Genomic DNA, 21,778 nt, shown 5'->3' with positions numbered 1-21,778 from the left:
TCGTCGTCTTTGAGGGATCAGTGTTTGAAGTGACGCTCGCCGGTGAAGAGCATGGCGATACCCTTCTCGTCGGCCTTGGCGATCGAATCGCCGTCGCGCACCGATCCGCCCGGCTGCACGATGGCCGTCACGCCGTATTCGGCGGCCAGCGTCACGCAGTCGTCGAAGGGGAAGAAGCCGTCCGAAGCCAGCACGATGCCCTCCGTCTCGCCGGCGGCACGGGCCTGGTTCAGCGCCAGTTCGGCCGAGCCGATGCGGTTCATCTGACCGGCCCCGACACCCAGCGTGCGACCGTTCTTCACGGCCACGATGGCGTTCGACTTCACATGCTTGACAATATGCCAGCCGAAGTTCAGGTCGTCCATCTGCTCGGGAGCCGGTTTGGCCTTCGTCACGCACATGTCGGCCGTGACGCTCTTCGTCGCGACGTCGAGGTCCTGCACCAGCAGACCGCCGTTGACGCTCACGTACTGCTTCTGATCCACGGTGCCCTTCTCCATGTTGACCTCCAGCAGGCGGAGGTTCTTCTTCGTGCAGAGCACCTCGAGGGCCCCCTCGTCGAATTTCGGCGCCATGATGATCTCCAGGAAGATGGGCTTCATCAGCTCGGCCACCTCGCGCGTCACGGTGCAGTTCGTGGCGACGATACCACCGAAGATCGAAACCTTGTCGGCCTCATAGGCCTTCGTCCAGGCCTCGACGACATCCTTGCCCACGGCTGCGCCGCAGGGGTTCATGTGCTTCAGACCGACGCAGAACGGACGGTCGAACTCCCGCACGATGCACAAGGCGGCGTTGGCATCCTGAATGTTGTTATAGGAGAGCTCCTTGCCGTGCAGCTGACGGGCGAAGGCCAGCGAATAGGGCACCTCGTGCTCCTCGCGGTAGAACTTGGCGCTCTGGTGCGGGTTCTCGCCGTAGCGCAGCGACTGTACCAGATCGAACTCCAGGAAGAGCTTCTCGTTCAGACCGGCCTGCTTGCGCATGTAGGTGGCGATCATGGCGTCGTACTCGGCCGTGTGGGTATAGGCCTTGGCCGAGAGCTTCAGACGCGTATCGCGCTGCGTGTTGCCCGTGGCACGGATCTCCCCGAGGATCTGCTCATAGTCCGCCGGATCGCACACCACCGTCACGTCGGCCCAGTTCTTGGCCGCCGAACGCAGCATCGACGGACCGCCGATGTCGATATTCTCGATGGCGTCCTCCATGCGTACGTCGGGTTTCGAGATCGTCTGGCGGAACGGATAGAGGTTCACGCAGACCAGATCGATGAACTCGATACCGTTCTCCTTCAGCGCCTTCAGGTGCTCGGGGTTGTCGCGGCGCGCCAGCAGGCCGCCGTGAACCTTCGGGTGGAGCGTCTTCACGCGTCCGTCGCAGATCTCCGGAAAGCCCGTCACGTCGCTGATGTTGATTACCTCGACGCCGCTCTCCCGCAGCAGTTTCATCGTGCCGCCCGTGGCGATCACCTCCCAACCGAGTGCACGGAGCCCCTTGGCAAACTCCACGACACCCGTTTTGTCACTTACACTGATCAATGCTCGCATATTCCTATTCTTTTTTTGCGTTCAATAATTTTCCAATCGTTTCGATATAAAGCGGGTATTCCACCGCATGAATCATCGGTTCCAACTCCTCGATATTGTCGCCCTCGTAGGGGAAGGCCCGCTGGGCGATGATCCGTCCGCCGTCCAGTTCGCCGTCGACATAATGGATCGTCACGCCGTAGACCTTCACGCCGTACTCCAGCGCCTGCTCGATGGCATGCGCTCCGCGGAAGGCCGGCAGCAGCGACGGATGGATGTTGATGATCCGCCCGCCATAGGCCCCCAGCAGAACGTCGCCCACGATGCGCATGTAACCGGCCAGACAGACCAGTTCGACCCCGGCGGCATCCAGCCGTGCGACGATCTCACGCTCGTAGTCGGACTTCGAGGCGTACTGCTTCGGCGAAAAGACAAACGACTCCACACCGTGGCGCGCGGCCCGTTCGACGACCGTCGCACCCGGCTTGTCACAGACCATCAGCACCACCTCGGCAGGCAGCTTCCCCTGCTCGCAGGCCGTCACGATGGCCTCGAAATTCGTTCCGTTGCCGCTGGCAAAGACTGCTAGACGATGCATGCCCCTACCGGATAACAACCTTTCCCGAATCGGTAACCCGGCCGATGACCGAGGCGCGTTCGCCTTGCGCCGTGAGGATGTCGATGGCCTTCTGCGCCTCGGAGGCATCCAGGGCGATGACCATGCCGATACCCATGTTGAAGATGTTGAACATCTCGCGGTGAGCCACCTGTCCGTACTTCTCCAGGAAGCGGAAGACCGGCAGGATCTCCCACGTACCCTCTTCGATCTCCAGACCCTGGCCTTCGTGAAGGATGCGCGGGATGTTCTCATCGAAACCGCCGCCCGTGATGTGGCTGATTCCGTGGACGTCGCACTGACGGATCACCTCCAGAACCTGCTTGACGTAGATCTTGGTCGGCGTGAGCAGCACCTCACCCAGCAGTTTGTTCGACAGTTCGGGATAGCACTTGTGCAGATCCAGGTAGTTGTCCGCCAGAATCTTGCGCACCAGGCTGAAGCCGTTCGAGTGGACACCGCTCGAGGCTACACCGACCAGCACGTCGCCCGTACGGACCTTCGAGCCGTCGATGAGCTTCGACTTCTCGACCACGCCCACCGTAAATCCGGCGATGTCGTACTCGCCGTCGGCATACATGCCCGGCATCTCGGCCGTCTCGCCCCCGACGAGCGCGCAGCCCGCCTGACGGCACCCCTCGGCCACACCGGCCACGATGGCCTCGATCTTCTGGGGGATGTTGTGTCCCACGGCCACGTAGTCGAGGAACAGCAGCGGCTCGGCGCCCTGGGCCAGCACGTCGTTGACGCACATGGCCACGGCATCGATGCCGATCGTGTCGTGTTTGTCCATCTGGAAGGCCAGCTTGAGCTTCGTGCCCACGCCGTCGGTGCCGCTTACCAGCACCGGTTCCTTGACCTGCAGGGCCGAGAGGTCGAACATCCCGCCGAAGGCGCCGATGTTGCCCATCACACCCATACGGGCCGTCGAGGCCACATGTTTCTTGATGCGCCGCACCACTTCGTAACCGGCTTCGAGGTTCACTCCGGCCTTTTCATAACTTTGAGCCATAGCTATTGTGGTTTTAAAATTTTCGTCCTGCAATTATTTATTTGTTCCCCTTGTTGGCATCCTCCATCGACTGGTAGAGGGCCGTGGGATAGTGTCCCGTGAAGCAGGCCATGCACAGCTCCCGGCGGTTGCCGGCCTTATAGAGCGATTCGGGCGACAGGAAGGCCAGCGAATCGGCCCCGATCGTGCGACGGACCTCCTCGACATTCTTGCGTGCCGAGATCAGCTCGTCGTAGGTCGACGTATCGACGCCGTAGAAGCACGGCCCGATCATCGGAGGGCTGGCGATGCGCACGTGCACCTCGAGCGCCCCGGCCTCCTTGAGCATCGCCACGATGCGCCGCGAGGTGGTGCCGCGCACGATCGAGTCATCGACCAGCACCACGCGCTTGCCCCGCACGATCGACCGCACGGCCGACAGCTTCATCCGAACGCCCTTCTCGCGCAGCTCCTGCCTCGGCTGAATGAACGTACGGCCGATGTACTTGTTCTTGATCAGACCCATCTCGTAGGGAAGGCCGCTCGCCTCCGAATAACCCATCGCGGCGCTCAGGCTCGAATCCGGCACGCCGACCACGATGTCCGCCTCGGCCGGCGCCTCCCGGAAGAGCAGCCGTCCCGACTCCTTGCGGTAGGCGTGGACGTTGCACCCCTCGATATCGCTGTCCGGACGGGCGAAGTAGATGTACTCCATCGCGCACATCTCGTGACGCTTGAACTTCGAGTAGTCGCTGCTGCGCAGCCCCTGGTGGTCGATCGTGACGATCTCGCCCGGCTCCACGTCGCGCACGAACTCCGCACCCAGCACATCCAGCGCGCACGTCTCGCTGGCCACGACCCAGCCCTCGCCCAGACGCCCGATCGACAGCGGACGCAGTCCGTACTTGTCGCGGCAGGCGTAGATGCGGTTGGCCGTCATGATCAGGAAGGCAAAAGCCCCCTCCAACATGTTCAGCGCGTCGATGATCGAGTAGATTCTCGGACGGTCGTGATAGCGCGTCTCCTTCTTGATCAGGTGGGCCAGGATCTCGCTGTCGGAGGTCGACTGGAAGAGGCTGCCCCGGTTCTCGAGGTAGGTGTGCAGCAGATCCGAGTTGACGATGTTGCCGTTGTGCGCCAGGGCGAAGTCGCCCGTATTGTGGCGGAAAAGAAAGGGCTGGACATTCTCCAGACCACCGCCTCCGGCCGTCGTATAGCGTACGTGACCGATAGCCATCGAACCGTGAAGCGAGGCGAGTTTCTCCTCGTTGAAGACCTCGGTCACCAGTCCGCACCCCTTGATGCGGCGGAACTGTCCCTTGTTGTCGACCGAAACGATACCGGCCCCCTCCTGCCCGCGGTGTTGCAGGGCGTGCAGCCCGTAATAGGTCAGTGATGCGGCTTCGGGCACCCCGTAGATGCCGAACACACCGCACTCCTCGTGCAACTCGCGGTCGCAAATCTCATTCATCCTCATCTTATTCGGTAATTTTCTTCAGGCGTGACAATATCTCCTCATACGACTCGCGCACACGACCCAGATCGCGGCGGAAACGGTCCTTGTCGAGCCGTTCGTGGGTCGTCATGTCCCACAGACGGCACGTGTCGGGCGAAAACTCGTCGGCCAGCACGATCTCGCCGTCCGACGTACGCCCGAACTCGATCTTGAAATCCACCAGTTTGACGTTGATCCGGGCGAACAGCGCCTTGAGCACCTCGTTGATGCGCGCCGTCATCGCATAAATGGTCTTCAGCTCCTCATAGGTCACAAGTCCCAGCGCCACGGCGTGGTGGTCGTTGATCAGCGGGTCGCCCAGCTCCTCGCGCTTGTAGCAGAGGTCGTAGATCGTGTTCGAAGGCTGCATGCCCTCTTCGATACCCAGCCGCTGGGCCATCGAGCCGGCAATGACGTTGCGTACGACCACCTCCAGCGGAATGATCGTCACCCGACGGCACAACTGATCGCGGTCATTGAGTTTCTCGAGGAAGTGGGTCTTCACGCCGGCCCGCTCCAGCTCGCGGAAGATGATCGACGAGATGGCGTTGTTGACCACCCCCTTGTTCTCGATCGTCGCCTTCTTGATGTTGTTGAAGGCCGTCGCGGTATCCTTGTAGCGGATGATGATCCGCTCGGGATCGTCCGTGCGGAAGATCTGCTTCGCCTTGCCCTCGTAGAGCATTTCAAGTTGTTTCATCTATCTTGATACTTGTTTTTTACGGAAATAGGCTACGGCATTTTCGAAGAGCGACTGCCGCTTGTTGCCTGCAATGTTCTTGTAGAGGTTCTCCTCGTAACGCTCCGTGTGGCCCATCTTGCCGAGGATCTGCCCGTCCTTCGAGACGAGGCCCTCGATGGCATACGACGAACCGTTGGGGTTGAACGGCGCCTCGGCTGTCGGACGACCCTCGGCGTCGGCATACTGGAAGGCCACCTGCCCGGCGTCGAACAGTTCGCGGGCCAGCTGCTCGCTGACGACGAACTTGCCCTCACCGTGGCTGACGGCGATCGAGTGCAGCTCGCCGACGCGGAACGACGAGAGCCACGGCGAATTGGTCGAGGCCACGCGCGTGGTGACGATCTGCGAGATGTGGCGGTTGATGTCGTTGCGGAACAGCGTCGGCGAATCCTTGGTCACCATACCCAGCCGTCCGTAGGGAAGCAGGCCCGACTTCACCAGCGCCTGGAAACCGTTGCAGATACCCAGAATCAGACCGCCGCGATCCAGCAGCGCGTGGATCTCCTCCATGATGTCCTTGTTGTTCAACACGTTGACGATGAACTTGGCGCTGCCGTCGGGTTCGTCACCCGACGAGAAGCCGCCGCTCAGCACGAAGATCTGCGCCCGGCGGATATGCTCCTTCATCTCGGCAATCGAGCGCAGGATGTCGTCGCCGGCGATGTTGCACAGCACGCTCATCTCCACCCGGGCTCCGGCCTTGCGGAAAGCCTTGGCCGTATCGTAATCGCAGTTCGTGCCGGGGAAGACCGGAATGTAGACCAGCGGATGTTCGACCGCCTCGCCCGGATAGGTGAAGTTCCGCGGGGCGGGCTCCGAGGTCATCACCTCGGCCGTATTGTGTCCCTTGTCGGGATAGATCGTTGCGAACTTCTCGGTATTGGCGCGGTAGAGCTCCTCGAGGGGCATGCGCACGTCGCCGACCGTCACGGCCGCATCGGCCACGGTGAAGCCCACCAGCTCGGCGGCCGGATACTCCAGCGTACCCTCGCACTCGACCAGAATCGAGCCGTAGGCGTAGTCGTAGAGCTTCGACTCCGCCATCTCGACCTCGACGCCGATTCCGTTTCCGAAGGCCATCTTCGCCAGGCCCTCGGCCACGCCGCCGAAGCCCACCGACCAGGCCGCGAGGATCTTGCCCGAGGCAATCTCATCGCTCACGAACGAGAAGTTGCGCTTCAGCTGCTCCGTATCGGGCATCCAGTTCTCACGCGGCGTGTGGCGCACGAGGTAGAGACGGTGTCCGGCCCCCTTCAGGTCGGTCGAGATGATGGTCCGTGCATCGACCGTCGTGATGCCGAAGGCCATCAGCATCGGCGGCACGTTGATGTGCTGGAACGTTCCCGACATCGAGTCCTTGCCGCCGATCGACGGAAGCCCCAGTTCGACCTGCATCCGCAGCGCACCGAGCAGGGCACTGAGGGGTTTGCCCCACGACTCGGCATCCTTGGTCATGCGCTCGAAATACTCCTGATAAGAGTAGCGCATCCGCTCGTAGCGGCCGCCTGCAGCCACTACCTTCGCCGCAGCCTCCACCACGGCGTAGGCCGCCCCGTGGTAGGGGCTCCACTTGGCCACGAAGGGGTTGTAGCCGAAGGCCATCACACTGGCCGTATCGGTATAACCGTCGGTCGGGAGTTTCTGCACCGAAACCTGCGTCTCGCTGCGCTGCGTGCGTCCGCCGAAGGGCATCAGCACCGTCGAGCGGCCGATTGTCGAGTCGAACATCTCGATCAGCCCCCGCTGCGAAACGACGTTGTTGTCCTTCAGATTGTTCTCGAAGCGTTCGGCCGCCGCGGCGCCCTCAACCCGCCGTTCGAAGGGGTTGCGGTTCTCGACGGCACCGACCTTCGCCTCGGCATAGTGCTTCGCACCGGCGCTGTCGATGAACGCCCGGCTCAGGTCGACCACCATGCGGTCGCCCTTGAACATCCGCATCCGCGCCGTGTCGGTCACGTCGGCCACATGCACCGCCTCGATGTTCTCCTCGCGGCAGTAGCGCATGAACTCCTCCATGTCCTTGGCCTCGACGACCACCGACATGCGCTCCTGCGACTCGCTGATGGCCAGTTCCGTGGAGTTCAGACCGCTGTATTTCGTCTTCACCCGGTCGAGGTAGATGTCCAGACCGTCGGCCAGCTCGCCGATGGCCACGCTGACACCGCCCGCACCGAAGTCGTTCGATTTCTTGATCAGGCGCGTCACCTCCGGACGGCGGAACAGCCGCTCCAGCTTGCGCTCCTCGGGGGCGTTACCCTTCTGCACCTCGCTGCCGCACGTCTCGAGCGACTTGGCGTTGTGCTCCTTCGACGAACCCGTCGCACCGCCGATGCCGTCGCGGCCCGTGCGTCCGCCGAACATGATGATCCGGTCGCCCGGCGCGGGGCGTTCGCGGCGTACGTTCTCGGCCTTCACGGCACCCACCACGGCACCCACCTCCAGGCGCTTGGCCACGTAGTCGTCGTGGTAGATCTCGCGCACGTGGGTCGTGGCCAGACCGATCTGGTTGCCGTAGCTCGAGTAGCCGGCGGCGGCCTTCTTCGAGATGACGCTCTGCGGCAGTTTGCCCGGCAGCGTCTCCGATACGGGCTGGTAGATGTTCCCGGCACCCGTCACGCGCATCGCCTGGTAGACGTAGCTGCGGCCCGACAGCGGGTCGCGGATCGCTCCGCCCAGACAGGTCGACGCTCCGCCGAAGGGTTCGATCTCCGTCGGATGGTTGTGCGTCTCGTTCTTGAACTGCAGCAGCCATTTTTCGGTCTTGCCGTCGACGTCGACATCGACGTAGATCGAGCAGGCATTGTTCTCCTCCGAAACCTCCAGATCGTCCAACAGCCCCTTCTTCTTCAGGTAGCGGGCGCCGATCGTGGCGATATCCATCAGGCAGAGACTCTTGTGCTCACGTCCCAACTCACGGCGGATGCGCAGGTAGAGGGCCAGCGAATCCTCGATTTCGTCCTTCACGAAGGACTCCTCGACGGTGATGCCCTCCAGTTCGGTCGTGAAGGTCGTATGGCGGCAGTGGTCGCTCCAGTAGGTATCCAGGATGCGCAGCTCCGTCTCGAAGGGGTCGCGACCCTCCGCGCGGAAGTACTTCACCACCTCGTAGAGGTCGTCGGCATTCATCGCCAGACCCATCCGCTGACAATAGGGTTCGAGTTCGTCATCCTTCATCTCCCGAAAACCCTCCAGCACCTGAACGGGTTTCACCTCGGCCTGCTCCATGTCGCTCAGCACCGAGAGATCCTTCTCGCGCGACTCCACGGCATTGATGTAGTAGTGGCGGATACGGGCCAGCTCCTCCTCCGAGACGCTCGGATCGAAGAGCAGCAACTTGGCCGAACGGATATTGACCTGCGCCTCGGGGTCGATCAGCCGCACGCAGTCGACGGCCGATGCGGCCCGCTGGTCGAACTGTCCCGGCAGGCACTCCACGGCGATGTACTTGTGGCCCGAGAGGTCGCATGCGTCGCTCACCTCATCGGTCACCACCTCGCCGAAGACGCGATAGCGGCTCTTTTCGAGTAGCTCGGGCGTGAAGCCGAACAGATCGTAGATGTTCAGCAGCCGCAGTTCGCGCAGCGAAAGGTTGAGATTCGTGTTCAACTCGCGTCGAAGACTCTCCGCCTCCACCCGGAAGCGCGGCAGTTTCTCGACAAAAATACGATAGTTGGTCGTGTTCATGTATTGTGTTGTTTGTCTTTGCTCTGTTCTCATTTCACAAAACGGTCGGCCCACTCCTTTTCGTACGACTCACCCGTCATGCCGACAAAGGTGATGTGCCCCATCTTGCGTTTGGGGCGGCTCTCGGTCTTGCCGTAGAGGTGGACGTAAACGTTCGGACGATGCTCCCGCTCCACCTGGCGGGCCGCCTCAAGATCCTGTCCCAGGATGTTCTTCATCACCGTCGGGGCCACCAGACGCGGCTCCTGCAGCGGCTCGCCCACCAGATAGCGCACCAGTTCGCGGAACTGGTTGGTCGTGCACCCCTCGATCGTGTAGTGACCCGAGTTGTGGGGGCGCGGCGCCATCTCGTTGAAGAAGATCTCCCGCCCGCGGATGAAATACTCGATGGCCAGAATCCCTTCGTAGCCGCAGTCGCGCATGAAGCGTTCGCTCTGCACCTTCATCCGTCCGAGCACCTCCGCATCGGCCGCCGCCGGAACGATCGACAGATCGAGGATGCCGTCGCGGTGGATGTTGCGCCCCACGGGGAAGCTCACGACATGCTCGCGGTCGGCCACCATGACGATGCTGGCCTCCGAGTCGAAGGCGATGAACTCCTCCAGGATGCAGGGCACCGTCAGCAGCGGCAGCGCCCGTTCGATATCCTCCTCGCGGCGGAGCACCATCTGTCCGTGGCCGTCGTAGCCCAGCGTGCGGGTCTTCAGCACGGCCGGAAGGCCCAGCTCCCGCACGGCGGCACGCAGCGACGCCTCATCGTCGACGGCCGCAAAGCCCGGCGTGCGGAGCCCGTGATCGCGGGCGTTCGTCTTCTCGCGGAAGCGGTCCTGCGAATCGTAGAGCGGGCGGTAGCCCTGCGGGATGTTGTTTTTTTCGCTCAGCGGGATGAGAATATCCCCCGGCACGTTTTCGAATTCGTAGGTCACGGCGTCGCTCATGCGGCAGAGCCGTTCGAGCGCTTCGGCGTCGTTGTAGGCCGCCACAATGTGGTCGTCACACACGCGGAAGGCCGGTGCATCCGGCGCCGGATCGAGCGCCACGGCCCGTACGCCCAGCACGTGGGCCTGTTCGGCGATCATCAGTCCCAGCTGGCCGCCCCCGATAATTCCGATGGTCTTCATCAGTCGAGTTCGGCTTTCAGGACATCGGCGGTCTGTTTGGCGCGGAAGGCTTCGAGCCGGGCGGCCAGCGCCTCGTCCTGCAGCGCAAGGATCGACACGGCGATCAGCGCAGCGTTCTTGGCGCCGTTGATGGCGGTCGTGGCGACGGGAACGCCCGCCGGCATCTGCACGATCGACAGCAGCGAGTCCAGGCCGTTCAGAGCCCGTGACTTGACCGGAACACCCACCACGGGCAGCGTGGTCATGGCAGCCACCATGCCCGGGAGATGAGCCGCGCCGCCTGCACCGGCGATGATGACACCCAGGCCGCGCGAGCGGGCCGTCTTGGCATATTCACACAGCAAATCGGGGGTACGATGGGCACTGACGACCCGTTTTTCAAACTCCACGCCGAACGATTCGAGCGTGCGGACAGCATCGGCCATCACCTCATAATCGCTCACGGAGCCCATAATAACGCCTACTTTCATGGTCATATCGAATTACAAAATCATCCAAAAACAAAAGGCAGACCGCCACGACATCGTATGTCATGGCGGTCCGGTATCTATCCGAGAAGTCCGCAGGAGACCATTTGCCGTCCCCGGGACTGCGCACACTGCTGCTGTCGGGACACCGCCGAATAGAACGCAGCGGCCCGAACCTGCTGTTTCTTCCGCTCGCGCCCGTCGGAAGCGACGTTTCGCCGGCAGCAGTCTGAGAGGCAGTCTTGTATCATCGGGATTAACCTAACTGTTAAAACATCGTTACAAAAGTAGCGCTTTTCGGCCGACTTTCAAAATTCCCGGAGAGATTCTATCGACATTTTTTCGACAATCGAACCTCCTTCTTTCCGATTGTACGAAACACCCCGGGAAGCCGTCGGCTCCCGGGGTGAAATTTCCTTGCGGAACGGCCGGAATGGCCCTCGCCTCCTCAGCTCCGTCAACGGGCCTTGGCCTCGCAGTAGGCGCAGCGGCACGTGCCGTCGGGCATCCGCCGGAACAGCTGGTCGACATCCTCCGTGGCCGAAATGCAACGGCGGTTCGGGCAGACCATCTCGTTGACGATATACTCCTCGTTGAAGACCGGCGTACGGGCATACGGCCGGTTCTCGTCGGCCCAGCGCAGCAGCGTCAGGATCAGTGCCATACGCACGAACTTGCCGTTCTCCACCTGCCGGAAGTAGGCCGCACGCGGATCGTTGTCCACCGCCCGCGTGATCTCGTTCACACGCGGCAGCGGGTGAAGAATCGTCATGTCCTTCTTGGCCGTACGCAGCTTCTCGGGGTTGAGCACGAAGCTGTTCTTCACGCGGTCGAACTCCTCCTCGTCCAGGAAACGCTCCTTCTGCACGCGCGTCATGTAGAGGATATCCAGTTCGGGCATCACCTCCTCCATCGTGCGCACCTCGCGGAACGTGATGCGCGAGTTGGCCTGCATCTCCTGCAGCATGTAGTCCGGAAGACGCAGCTCCTCGGGCGAGATCAGGATCACGTTGATCCCCTCGTAGCGCGACAGCGCCTTGATGAGCGAGTGGACCGTACGCCCGAACTTCAGGTCACCGCAGAAGCCGATCGTCATGTGGTCGAAACGGCCCTTTTCGCGCTTGATCGTCAACAGGTCCGTCAGGGTCTGCGTCGGGTGCGAGTGGCTGCCGTCACCGGCGTTGATCACCGGGATTCCGGCATACTGCGATGCCACGAGCGGCGCACCCTCCTTGAAGTGGCGCATGGCGATGATGTCCGCAAAGCAGCGGATCACCCGCACCGTATCGGCCACCGTTTCGCCCTTCGACACCGATGACGAATTGGCGTCCGAGAAACCGATCACCTGGCCGCCCAGTTCAAGCATCGCCGAGGTGAAGCTCAGACGCGTACGCGTCGAGGGTTCGTAGAAGAGCGTGGCCAGCTTCTTGCCCTTGCAGGCTTCGCTGTATTTGGCCCGGTTGGCGATGATGTCCTCGGCCAGAGCCACGATCTGTTCGGTCTCCTGGACCGTCAGATCGGTAGGATCAATCAGATGACGCATGTGTGCTATTTTTAGTGTTTCATCCACGATTCGTCCGACGGATTGTCGCGGAACTTCAGCAGACGCTCCTTGTCCTCGGGCTTGATGTATCCCTCCTCAGCGGCCACCTCGACCAGCGCGTCGAGATTCGAGAGGCTGTAGTTGACGACATTGGCCTCGCGCAGACGGTCCAGCCCCTTCTTCATCCCGTAGGTGAAGATCGACGCCACGCCCAGCACCTCGGCGCCGGCTTCACGCAGGGCGTTGACCACCTCGATGCACGATCCGGCCGTCGAGATCAGATCCTCGATGACGACCACCTTCTGGCCCTTCTCCAGCCGGCCTTCAATCTGGTTGCCGCGGCCGTGGTCCTTCGACCCCGAGCGGACGTAACCCATCGGCAGGTCGAGAATCGTCGCCGTGATGGCGGCATGGGCGATGCCGGCCGTCGACGTTCCCATCAGCACCTCGGCCTGGGGATACTTCGTGCGGACGATCTCCGCAAGGCCCGCCTCCACGTGCTTGCGCACCTCGGGAGCCGTCAGCGTCAGACGGTTGTCGCAATAGATCGGGCTCTTGATACCGCTGGCCCACGTAAACGGCTGTTCGGGGCGCAGGAAGACCGCGCCGATCGACAGCAAATCCTTTGCAATAGCTTTTTCCATAACTTTTTTATGCTGCTCGTTTTTCTGTTTTTCCCATGCAGACCCGGCCGCACGCCCGCTCCCGGAGTGCCGCCCGATCCGCCCCTATTCGAGGGCCTGACGCAGGACCTTTTCCACCTCGTCGGGATAGATGCCCCCTTCGTGGACCTTCACGCCGTCGACGTAGAAGGTCGGCACGTAGTAGTAATCATACCGGTCGGCCACCTCGGGCTCCTCCGACTCCTCGATCATCTCGATCTCAACGGGAGCCAGTTCCGGATGGGCCGCCTTGGCCTCCTCGATATAACGCAGCGCCTTCTTGCAGAAAGGGCACGTCTTCAGATAGAACAATTTTACGGGTTTCATGGTTTTTCCGTGTTTTCCGTTTTCAATTCTCCGGCCGCCGGAACGTTCCGGCCCTGCCATACGGGCGAAGAGGATGGCTTGTTTTTTTTCCCCCCCCCAGCTCCGGCCTTCTGGCTACTCGCCGACGAACTCGGCCACGCAACGGCGATAGGCCGCTACGGGATCCGCAGCCGCCGTGATCGGACGTCCGACGACGATGAAATCCGAACCGATCTCGCGGGCCCGGGCCGGAGTCGTCACACGCACCTGGTCGGCCACGTCGCCGTCGGCGAAGCGCACGCCCGGCGTGACGGTCAGGAAGTCACGGCCGCACGCCTCATGAACCATACCGGCTTCGAGCGGCGAACAGACCACACCGTCCAACCCCGCCTCGCGCGTGTTCTGCGCATACTTGACGATCGTGTCGTTGATCGAGGCGCCGATCAACAGTTCGCGCTGCATGCGCTCCTCGCTCGTCGAGGTGAGCTGCGTCACGGCGATCAGCAGCGGACGCGTCCCGTCCTCGCGCGTCAGCCCCTCGAGGGCCGCCCGCATCATCTCGATCGTACCGGCGGCGTGGACGTTGCACATGTCCACATCCAGACGCGACAGCACCGCCATTGCCTTCTTCACCGTATTGGGAATGTCGTGTAGCTTCAGGTCGAGGAAGATCTTGTGTCCCCGGCGCTTGATCTCGCGCACGATCGACGGGCCTTCGGCATAGTAGAGCTCCATGCCGATCTTCAGAAAGGGTTTGCGCGCCTCGTCCCGGAAGAGGTCGAGGAAGCGGAAGGTATCCTCTGCGGACTTGAAGTCGCAGGCGATGATTACGTCTCGTTCCATATTGTTTTTCAAGCTATTCCGATTATATCCGACAAACGTTCGATGCCCAGGCGCTGCATCTCGCCGGGCAGTGCCTCGACGATCTCTTTCGAGGCGTAGGGGTTGACCAGATTGGCGGCGCCGACCTGCACGGCCGTCGCGCCGGCCATCATCATCTCGATCACGTCGCGGGCCGACCGCACGCCGCCGCACCCCATGACCGGAATCCGGCACGCATGGGCCACCTGGTAGACCATCCGCACGGCCAGCGGGAAGATCGCCGGGCCCGAGAACCCGCCCATCGTATTGGCGATTACAGGCCGTCTGCGGGCCACGTCGATGCGCATGCCCAGCACCGTATTGATCAGCGAGATGCCGTCGGCCCCCGCCTCCTCACACGCCCGGGCGATCGCAACGATGTCCGTGACGTTGGGCGAGAGTTTGATGAAGACCGGCTTGGTAGTCACGGCCTTCACCGCGCGCGTCACCTCGGCCGCCGCCTCGGGGCTCGTGCCGAACGACATGCCGCCGTGGCGCACGTTCGGGCACGAGACGTTCACCTCGATGATCCCGACCTGCTCCTGCTTGTCGATCCGCTCGCAGCAGTAGGCATACTCCTCGACCGAGAAGCCCGAGATGTTGGCAATGACCGGTTTGCGGAAGAAGCTCCGCAGCCGCGGCAGTTCGTGCCGGATCACGGCGTCGATGCCCGGGTTCTGCAGCCCCACGGCGTTGATCATCCCCTCGGTGCACTCGGCGATGCGGGGCGTGGGGTTGCCGAAGCGCGCCTCGCGCGTCGTTCCCTTGAACGAGAACGACCCGAGGATGTTGATGTCGTAGAAGTCCTTGAATTCGTTGCCGTAGCCGAACGTGCCGCTGGCCGGTACGACCGGGTTGTCCAGCCGCACGCCGCACAGCTCCACCGTCGTGTCGACCCCGGCGGCGATGCCGGGTTGTATCGTCTGTTTCCCTACCATATGATCTCTCCTTTCTCCAGTACGGGTCCCTCCTTGCAGATGCGCTTGTTGCCGTACCGGGTTTTGCACGAGCAGCCCATGCAGGCGCCGAATCCGCACCCCATGCGCTCCTCGAACGAAAGCTGTCCGTCCTGCTCCACGGCGTTGTACAGAGCGTGGAGCATCGGCAGCGGCCCGCAGGCGTAGAAGTAGTCGAAATCGAGCCTCTCCTCGGCGATGGCCGTCGTCACGAAGCCCTTCACGCCGCGCGAACCGTCGGCCGTGGCCACCGTGACGCTGCACCCCAGACGGCGGAACTCCTCCTCGTAGAAGATCTCCGACTCGGTGTTGAAGCCCAGCACCACGCCGACCGGTTTGCCCGCATCGAGCAGCTTGCGGGCCAGTCCGTAGAGCGGGGGAACCCCCACTCCGCCGCCGACCAGCAGCGGACGCCGGGCGTCGATCCGTGTCGAGAAGCCGTTTCCGAGCCCCGTCAGCAGGTCGAGCTCCTCGCCCGCCTCCATGCGGCTCATCTGCGCCGTACCCTCACCCACGACCTTATAGATCAGCACGATCCGCTCGTCGTCCCAGTCGCACACCGAGATCGGCCGCCGTAGATAGCGCCCCTCGAGGGCGATGTTGACGAATTGTCCGGGAGCCGTAATCCACTGCGTGTCACCCTCGAGCGTCATGCGCCACACCGACTCCGTCAGCCGTTCGTTCTCTTCGATGCGGTAGAGTCCCCGCTTGTACATCGTCCCGCTTGCCGATTTGTCCGTCATCATGGCGCTCTCCTATTTGGCGTCGATCGTAGAAACCCGCAGCGTGATCTCCTCCAGCACGTCCAGCAGCACCTTCACCGTCTCGAGGGCCGTGAAGACCGTCACGTTGTTCTCGACGGCCGTGCGGCGGATCTCATAGCCGTCCAGCCGCGTATTGTGCTGGTTGATGTCGATCGTGTTGATCACGTAGCTGATATGTCCCTGACGCAGGGCGTCGATAATCTCCGTGCTTCCCTCGTTCAGCTTGCGGCGCGTGCGCGTGCGGATGCCGTGCTCGCGCAGGAACTCCGCCGTGCCGGTCGTCGCCTCGATGTTGAAGCCCAGGTCGTAGAAACGCTTCACGAGCGGCAGCGCCTGCGGCTTGTCCTGATCGGCGATCGTCACGAAGATCGTTCCGTAGTTCGAGACGTGCATGCCCGTGGCCTGCAGCGCCTTGTAGAGCGCCCGCGTCAGCTTGTCGTCGTAGCCGATCGCCTCACCCGTCGACTTCATCTCCGGCGAGAGGTAGGAATCCATGCCGCGGATCTTGGCGAACGAGAAGGCCGGAGCCTTCACGTACCAGCGCTCCTTCTCGCGGCCATAGACCTCGCTGTAACCCAGTTCGCGGAGCGACTTGCCCAGGATGACCTGCGTGGCGATGTGCGCCATCGGAACCCCGGTCGACTTCGAAAGGAACGGTACCGTACGCGACGAACGCGGGTTGACCTCGATGACGTAGACGTCGTCGTCGCCCGCCACGATGAACTGGATGTTGTAGAGACCCACGATGCCGATCCGCAGACCCAGCCGCACCGTGTAGTCGATGATCTTCTCCTTGGCACGCTGGCTGACGCTGAAGGTCGGGTAGACGCTGATCGAGTCACCCGAGTGGATACCCGTATGCTCGACATGCTCCATGATGCCCGGAATGAAGACATCGCGTCCGTCGCAGATGGCGTCGACCTCCAGCTCCTTGCCCAGGATGTAGCGGTCGACCAGCACCGGCTGGTCCACATTCACCTCCACGGCCGTCTGCAGGTAGTGACGCAGCCGCTCCTCGTTCGAGACGATCTGCATGGCGCGGCCGCCCAGCACGTAGCTCGGACGAACCAGCACCGGATAGCCGATCCGTGCCGCCGCCTTCACGCCGGCCTCGATGTCCGTCACGGCCTCGGCCTCCGGCTGCGGGATGCCCAGCTCCTCCATGATGCGCTCGAAGCAACCGCGGTCCTCGGCGTTGCGGATCGCCTCGCAGTCCGTGCCGATGATCGGCACACCCAGTTCGGCCAGCGGTTCGGCCAGGTTGATGGCCGTCTGTCCGCCCAGCGACACCACGATCGCCTCGGGCTTTTCGAGATGGATGACGTTCATCACGTCCTCGACCGTCAGCGGCTCGAAGTAGAGCTTGTCGCTGGTCGTGTAGTCCGTCGAGACGGTCTCCGGGTTGTTGTTGATGATGATGGCCTCGTAGCCCGCCTCGCGGATCGACCAGATGGCGTGAACCGTCGAGTAGTCGAATTCGACGCCCTGTCCGATGCGAATCGGGCCCGAACCCAGCACGACGATCTTCTTGCGGTCGCTCACCTTCGACTCGTTTTCGTGCTCGTAGGTCGAGTAGAAGTAGGGCACGTAGGAGTCGAACTCGCTGGCGCACGTGTCGATCATCTTGTAGACGGGGAAGATGTCGTTCTTCTCCCGCAGGCGGTACATCTCATGCTGCGAAAGCCCCCACAGCTGGCCGATATACTTGTCGCTGAAGCCCATGCGCTTGGCGTCGCGCAGCGTCTCGATGTCCATCGGATGGGCGCGGAGCACCTTCTCGAACTCGACGATGTTCTTGAACTTCTCGAGAAAGAACATGTCGATCTTCGTCTTGTCGTAGATCAGCGCCAGGTCGACCCCGCCGCGGATCAGCTGGGCGATGGCATAGAGGCGGTCGTCCGTACCGATCTTGATATAGTCCAGCAGGTCGTCGTTCGACCATGAATCGAATTTCTTGTGGTAGATGTGGCAGACGCCCGTCTCAAGCGAGCGGACGGCCTTCAGCAGCGACTCCTCCATCGTGCGGCCGACCGACATCACCTCGCCCGTGGCCTTCATCTGCGTGCCGAGCTTGTTCGAGGCGTCGGAGAACTTGTCGAACGGGAAGCGGGCGATCTTCGTCACCACGTAGTCGAGCGTCGGCTCGAACGAGGCCGGCGTATTGGCAATGCGGATCTCGTCGAGCGTCAGACCCACGGCGATCTTCGCACTCACGCGGGCGATCGGGTATCCCGAGGCCTTCGAGGCCAGGGCCGACGAACGCGACACGCGCGGGTTCACCTCGATGAGGAAGTATTTGAACGACAGCGGATCCAGCGCGAACTGCACGTTGCAGCCGCCCTCGATCTTCAGCGCGCGGATGATCTTCAGCGCCGAGTCGCGCAGCATCTGGAACTCCTTGTTGGTCAGCGTCTGGCTCGGGGCCACGACAATCGAGTCGCCCGTATGGATGCCCACCGGGTCGATATTCTCCATGCAGCAGATGCTGATGGCCGTGTCGTTGTGGTCGCGCATCACCTCGAACTCGATCTCCTTGTAGCCCTTGATGCTCTTCTCGACCAGCACCTGATGCACGGGCGAGAGAGCCAAGGCGTTGCGCATCATCTCGCGCAGCTGCGCCTCGTCATCGGCGAAGCCGCCGCCCGTACCGCCCAGCGTGAAGGCCGGACGCAGCACCACCGGATAGCCGATCCGCGCGGCAATCTCCACCCCTTCGTCGATCGTCGAGGCCACCTCCGACGGAAGCACCGGTTCGCCCAGCGACTGGCACAGTTCCTTGAAGAGTTCGCGGTCCTCGGCGCGTTCGATCGAGTCGAACGACGTGCCCAGGATCTCCACCTGACACTCCTTCAGGATACCCTTCTTGGCCAGCTGCACGGCCAGATTCAGACCCGTCTGTCCGCCCAGTCCCGGAACGATGGCATCGGGACGCTCGTAGCGGATGATCTTGGCCACATATTCGAGCGTCAGCGGCTCCATGTAGACCTTGTCCGCAATATGCGTATCGGTCATGATCGTGGCAGGGTTCGAGTTGGCGAGGATCACCTCGTAGCCCTCCTCCCTGAGGGCCAGACAGGCCTGCGTACCCGCGTAGTCGAACTCCGCGGCCTGACCGATCACGATCGGGCCCGACCCGATCACCATCACCTTCTTGATATCTTTTCTCTTAGGCATGTTTGTACTCCTCCATGATTTTGGTGAACTTATTGAACAGATAGGTGCTGTCCTGCGGACCGGCGGCACTCTCCGGGTGATACTGCGTCGAGAAGACCCGCTCCTCGGCACACTCCACCCCTTCGGCCGTGCCGTCGAGCAGATTGACGTGCGTCAGCGTCAGCCCCGTACCCTTCAGCGAGTCGATGTCCACGGCATAGCTGTGGTTCTGGCTCGTGATCTCGATCTTGCCCGTCTGCAGGTTCTTGACCGGATGATTGGCGCCGCGGTGGCCGAACTTCATCTTGAAGGTCCGCGCACCGTAGGCCAGCGAGATCAGCTGATGGCCCATGCAGATGCCGAAGAGCGGCAGACGTCCCCGCAGCCGGCGGATCAGTTCGATGACCGGCTGTACGTCCTCCGGGTTGCCGGGTCCGTTCGAGAAGAGGATACCGTCGGGATGGAAGGCAAGGATCTCCTCCAGCGTCGAATTGTAGGGCATCACCGTGACGTTGCAGCCCACGTGGTTCAACTGCCGCACGATGTTGTACTTGATGCCGCAGTCGATGGCCACCACGTCGTACTTGTGGTTGGCCACGCGCGACAGCCAGCGTTTCTTGCAACTTACGCGTGCGACCATGTCGTGGGGCATCTCATAGGCGTGCAGCCGTGCCAGCGCCTCTTCGCGGGGGGTCTGGGCCGAGGTGATGATCACCTTCTGGCTGCCCTCGTCGCGGATGATGCGCGTCAGCGTCCGGGTGTCAACTCCCGAGATGGCCGGGATGTCGTACTCCTCGAAGACCTCGTTGAGCGTCTTCGTGTAGCGGAAGTTCGACGGAAGGTCGTTGTACTCCCGGACGATCATGCCGCCGACGGTCGGCGTCTTGGTCTCGTAATCCTCATCGGCCATACCGTAGTTGCCGATCAGCGGGTAGGTCATCACGACCATCTGATCCGTGTACGACGGATCGGACATGATCTCCTGATACCCCACCATCGAGGTATTGAAGACGATCTCGTTGATGGCCTCGCGGTCGGATCCGAAACCGTATCCGTAAAACTCGCGGCCGTCCTCCAGGACGATCTTTTTCGTAAATGCTTTCATCCTTGTCTGTCCTTATCTGTTTGATTTCGTTGTCAGCGTATCGTAAACCGTGCGGCCGCCAACCACCGTCAGCACCGCGCCGCCATCGACCTGCCAGCCGGCAAACGGCGTGGCATGGCCCTTCGAGAGGAACGTAGCGGGATCAATTGCATAGTGCATGTCGAGGTCCAGCACCGTGAAGTCGGCCGGATCCCCCTCGGCAATTCCCCCCTCGAGCGCAAAGAGCCGCCGCGGATTGACCGACATCAGCTCCACGAGGCGCTCCAGCGTCATGACGCCCCGCTTTACCAGATAGGTATAGAGCAGCGGGAAGGCCGTCTCCAGCCCGACGATGCCCATGGCGCTCCGCTCCAGACCGCGCGACTTCTCCTCGGCGGTATGCGGGGCGTGGTCCGTGGCGATGACCTCGATTGTGCCGTCGACAATGCCGGCCAGCAGCGCCTCGCGGTCCTCGCGGCTGCGCAGCGGCGGGTTCATCTTGAAGCGTCCCTCCTCCTGCAGATCCTCGTCGCAAAGCAGCAGGTAGTGGGGACCCGTCTCGCAGCTCACCCTGAGGCCCCGGGCCCTGGCGCGCCGTACCAGCTCGACGCTCTCCTTCGTCGAAACGTGGCAGACGTGGTACTGGCACCCGGTCCGTTCGGCCAGCGCGATGTCACGCTCGACCTGCCGCCACTCGCTCTCCGACGAAATGCCGCGGTGGCCGTGTTCGCGGCAGTAGACGCCGTCGTGGATATAGCCGCCGCGCAGGAGTTCGTCGACCTCGCAGTGGGCCACGATCGGCTTGCGGACCGCCGCCGCCCGGCGCATCGCCTCCTCCATCAGCTCCTCCGACTGCACACCGCGCCCGTCGTCCGAGAATCCCGCCACGTGGGGCGCCAGCGCCGCAAAGTCGACCAGTTCGCCGCATCCACGCTGCCCCATGGTGATCGAGGCATAGGGTTTGACGCGCACCGCGGCATCGCGGCGGATCAGCGCCAGCTGCTCCTCGAGGTGCTCCGGCGTATCGGGGGCCGGATTCAGGTTGGGCATCGAGCAGACCGTCGTATAGCCTCCGTGGGCCGCTGCGGCCGTACCCGTGGCGATGGTCTCCTTCTGCGGGAAACCCGGTTCGCGCAGGTGGACATGCACGTCGACCAGCCCCGGCACGAGGTACCGGCCGCCGAGATCCACCCGGCTATCGCCCGGCTGCGGTTCGCAATCCGCCGCCACACGACCCTGTTCCACGACCAGACGCCCCTTCTCGAAGCGTCCCCCGCGGTAGATCATGGCATTCTCGTAAAATGTTTTCATCGACCCGATCGCATAAAAAAATAGGGCAACCGAAACAGTTACCCTAAAAAACCAGAAAATCCGCATCCTTCGGAGAGTGGAACCCCGACCAATAATCCTGCTGCCAGCACATTTGCGCCATCGGGATATGGGGATTGCCATTCATAGGATTCGGATTTCGCTATAATTGTCTACAAAGGTAGGGGTTTTTCGGCGGGCGTGCAAACCTTTTCCCGATTTTTTTTCAACATTCGCTCGCGGACCGCCCGTGCAACAGACCGCGACCCGACGAATCACCCTTCCACGGACAGGCAATCTGCGTCGGTACCCGCGGCCACCCGTTTTCGAGCGGTGTCGGGCCGGAGTTCCCCCGAAATTCACCCGCAGCCCGCCCGAAGCTCACCCGGGATTCCGCCCGCCCGCCGAAATCCGGCAATCAGCCAGAATGATACCTCTATAAAAAATACCGATCACTCGGGATCGTTTTTTTTCAGGGGAAGCACTATCTTTGCGGACA

General features: G+C 62.3%; 17 protein-coding genes. All 17 read right to left on the bottom strand.

Annotation, left to right across the window (positions count from 1 at the left end):
- Window positions 1-17 precede the first annotated feature (17 nt).
- The gene (gene purH, locus PUQ42_RS05430; protein ID WP_273371703.1) at window positions 18-1,547 is read right to left on the bottom strand and encodes a bifunctional phosphoribosylaminoimidazolecarboxamide formyltransferase/IMP cyclohydrolase; all 1,530 of its coding nucleotides are present in this window, start codon (window positions 1,545-1,547) and stop codon (window positions 18-20) included.
- Window positions 1,548-1,551: 4 nt separating this feature from the next.
- A complete protein-coding gene (gene purN / locus PUQ42_RS05425; protein ID WP_087309442.1) occupies window positions 1,552-2,124 on the bottom strand; it encodes a phosphoribosylglycinamide formyltransferase in 573 nt (190 codons plus the stop codon).
- Window positions 2,125-2,128: 4 nt separating this feature from the next.
- The gene (gene purM / locus PUQ42_RS05420) at window positions 2,129-3,154 is read right to left on the bottom strand and encodes a phosphoribosylformylglycinamidine cyclo-ligase (RefSeq protein WP_122119591.1); all 1,026 of its coding nucleotides are present in this window, start codon (window positions 3,152-3,154) and stop codon (window positions 2,129-2,131) included.
- 37 nt (window positions 3,155-3,191) lie between these two features.
- The gene (purF, locus tag PUQ42_RS05415; protein WP_273371698.1) at window positions 3,192-4,610 is read right to left on the bottom strand and encodes an amidophosphoribosyltransferase; all 1,419 of its coding nucleotides are present in this window, start codon (window positions 4,608-4,610) and stop codon (window positions 3,192-3,194) included.
- Between the two features lies 1 nt (window position 4,611).
- On the bottom strand, window positions 4,612-5,328 hold the full coding sequence (purC, locus tag PUQ42_RS05410) for a phosphoribosylaminoimidazolesuccinocarboxamide synthase (protein WP_273371697.1): 717 nt from the start codon (window positions 5,326-5,328) through the stop codon (window positions 4,612-4,614).
- A complete protein-coding gene (locus PUQ42_RS05405) occupies window positions 5,329-9,054 on the bottom strand; it encodes a phosphoribosylformylglycinamidine synthase (protein ID WP_273371694.1) in 3,726 nt (1,241 codons plus the stop codon).
- Between the two features lie 29 nt (window positions 9,055-9,083).
- On the bottom strand, window positions 9,084-10,175 hold the full coding sequence (purK, locus tag PUQ42_RS05400) for a 5-(carboxyamino)imidazole ribonucleotide synthase (protein ID WP_273371692.1): 1,092 nt from the start codon (window positions 10,173-10,175) through the stop codon (window positions 9,084-9,086).
- Complete coding sequence (purE, locus tag PUQ42_RS05395) at window positions 10,175-10,645, bottom strand: 5-(carboxyamino)imidazole ribonucleotide mutase (RefSeq protein ID WP_087309436.1); 471 nt, start codon at window positions 10,643-10,645, stop codon at window positions 10,175-10,177. The genes purK and purE overlap by 1 nt, the downstream gene beginning before the upstream one ends.
- Window positions 10,646-11,099: 454 nt before the next feature.
- Entirely contained in the window at window positions 11,100-12,185 is a 1,086-nt protein-coding gene (gene pyrB, locus PUQ42_RS05390; RefSeq protein ID WP_122119596.1) for an aspartate carbamoyltransferase, read from the bottom strand.
- Between the two features lie 11 nt (window positions 12,186-12,196).
- Window positions 12,197-12,829: an orotate phosphoribosyltransferase gene (gene pyrE / locus PUQ42_RS05385; RefSeq protein WP_087309434.1), complete on the bottom strand. Its 633-nt coding sequence runs from the start codon at window positions 12,827-12,829 to the stop codon at window positions 12,197-12,199.
- A gap of 84 nt (window positions 12,830-12,913) precedes the next feature.
- Window positions 12,914-13,174 carry a thioredoxin family protein gene (locus PUQ42_RS05380; protein ID WP_087309517.1) on the bottom strand — a complete coding sequence of 87 codons (261 nt, stop codon included), beginning with the start codon at window positions 13,172-13,174 and terminating at the stop codon, window positions 12,914-12,916.
- 114 nt (window positions 13,175-13,288) lie between these two features.
- A complete protein-coding gene (gene pyrF / locus PUQ42_RS05375) occupies window positions 13,289-13,996 on the bottom strand; it encodes an orotidine-5'-phosphate decarboxylase (RefSeq protein WP_087309516.1) in 708 nt (235 codons plus the stop codon).
- An 8-nt stretch (window positions 13,997-14,004) separates the two neighbouring features.
- A complete protein-coding gene (locus PUQ42_RS05370; protein ID WP_087403725.1) occupies window positions 14,005-14,952 on the bottom strand; it encodes a dihydroorotate dehydrogenase in 948 nt (315 codons plus the stop codon).
- Entirely contained in the window at window positions 14,946-15,686 is a 741-nt protein-coding gene (locus PUQ42_RS05365) for a dihydroorotate dehydrogenase electron transfer subunit (protein ID WP_122121463.1), read from the bottom strand. Before PUQ42_RS05365 ends, PUQ42_RS05370 begins: the two co-directional genes overlap by 7 nt.
- Before the next feature lie 39 nt (window positions 15,687-15,725).
- Window positions 15,726-18,908, bottom strand: a complete 3,183-nt coding sequence (gene carB, locus PUQ42_RS05360; protein ID WP_122119597.1) for a carbamoyl-phosphate synthase large subunit — start codon at window positions 18,906-18,908, stop codon at window positions 15,726-15,728.
- A complete protein-coding gene (gene carA, locus PUQ42_RS05355; protein WP_087309431.1) occupies window positions 18,901-19,992 on the bottom strand; it encodes a glutamine-hydrolyzing carbamoyl-phosphate synthase small subunit in 1,092 nt (363 codons plus the stop codon). Before carA ends, carB begins: the two co-directional genes overlap by 8 nt.
- 12 nt (window positions 19,993-20,004) lie before the next feature.
- A complete protein-coding gene (locus PUQ42_RS05350) occupies window positions 20,005-21,282 on the bottom strand; it encodes a dihydroorotase (protein ID WP_122119598.1) in 1,278 nt (425 codons plus the stop codon).
- Window positions 21,283-21,778 lie beyond the last annotated feature (496 nt).

This window comes from Alistipes megaguti (assembly GCF_944320325.1).
Taxonomy (GTDB): domain Bacteria; phylum Bacteroidota; class Bacteroidia; order Bacteroidales; family Rikenellaceae; genus Alistipes; species Alistipes megaguti.
This window is presented reverse-complemented; position numbering and strand designations above follow the sequence as displayed.